Origin of the sequence: Alteromonas sp. 5E99-2, from assembly GCF_017368475.1 — a bacterium.
Lineage (GTDB): Bacteria > Pseudomonadota > Gammaproteobacteria > Enterobacterales > Alteromonadaceae > Alteromonas_F.
Window position 1 is genome coordinate 1 of sequence record NZ_JAFNJE010000041.1, and the last position, 1,478, is coordinate 1,478.

Consider the following 1,478-nt stretch of genomic DNA (forward strand, 5'->3'; position numbering starts at 1 on the left):
ACACAATGGCCGAAGCACTTCTCGCAACGCAGCTCGCATTGTCGCGCGAGCAAAAACTCACCGACCTCGGCGGCGTGATCGCAGCGGCGGCGCATGAACTCGGGACACCCTTGTCCACCATTAAACTCGTCAGCAGCGAACTGATGGAAGATCTCGAAAAGGGCACCGATAAATACAACGACGTTGTCCTGATCGGAGAGCAAGCAGATCGATGCAGAGATATCTTGCGGTCAATGGGACGTGCAGGCAAAGACGACCTTCATATACGGCACGCGCCATTGGAAACCGTTGTACGTGAAGCGGCTGAACCGCACGTATCTCGGGGCAAAACAGTCATGTTCAATATAGCCTCAGCAGAAGATGGTGAACGTACTCAACCACTTATCCCACGTCGTCCTGAGATCGTGCATGGCTTGCGGAACTTGATCCAGAACGCCGTCGATTTTGCAGATACAGCGGTTCATATCGATGTAATCTGGTCCAAAGAAACAATTACTGTTCGGATCAATGATGACGGCGCGGGCTTCCCAGCTTCGGTCTTGGGCCGGATCGGCGATCCTTTCGTCAGACGCAAACGTCAAACCAATGATCGACCCGGTTATGAAGGCATGGGGTTAGGCATGTTCATTGCAAAAACCCTGCTTGAACGATCCGGGGCAACACTTACCTTTGCTAATAACCGGAAGACGGGGCAGGCAAATTGGGCGCGCCAAGCACTCGATGGCGCTGTGGTAACTGTGCGTTGGTCACGCTCAAATGAATTTATCGCGGCACCTGATCCAGACAGGCCACTGGGCGAAAACCAACAGTTTTCGTAAAATTCAACAGGAATTTTGTGAGTCTTACTCAATATTTACCCAACATTAACTTTACACGGTGACCTTCAGCCTGGGCAAAAAAGGTTGGGCAAAATGGAATCACTTGGATTCTTAGAAATCGCGTTGGTAGTTTCTGTTTCAGTGGGTGGCGCGTTTATTGTTGCGTTTGGGTTTTGGGTCGTAAGCAATTGGGGTCTGTCACATCATTACGCCAGCGCTGATGGCATCGTTCCAACCTTTCTGTTCGATGGCGAAAACCTCAAGGATGCGACGCCAGACGCACAACTACTGATCAAAGACGCGCCAAAATATATGACGGACAAACAATCTGTTCTGCATATATTGAGCTCTCGCTTCCCAACTTTGGAAACCGTTATCGACAAGCTTAGTCGAGGTGAAGCACAAACACTGCATGCGGCTGACAGCACGACAATCTCTCTCGAAGTGGCAGAAATTGAAGGTCTCATTCAGTTAAAATTGTACGGTACATGTATCCAAGACACGCTCACTATCAGCGAAATTGCAGCGCAGGACGCATTGCTGAGTGAACTTGCGACGCTCCGCAAACTGACCGAAATGTCACCTCATCTCATTTGGCAACAAGATGCGGATGGCAAATTGAATTGGGCAAACATCGCCTACCTTAACGTTTCTGATTCA

At 49.8% G+C, this 1,478-nt stretch carries 2 protein-coding genes; both read left to right on the top strand.

Annotated elements, in window-relative coordinates:
- Positions 1–818, top strand: an 818-nt coding sequence (locus J3L16_RS15740; protein WP_207614016.1) for an ATP-binding protein, incomplete at its 5' end; no start/stop codon positions are given.
- Between the two features lie 93 nt (positions 819–911).
- On the top strand, positions 912–1,478 hold a 567-nt coding region (locus tag J3L16_RS15745; protein WP_207614017.1), incomplete at its 3' end, for a hypothetical protein.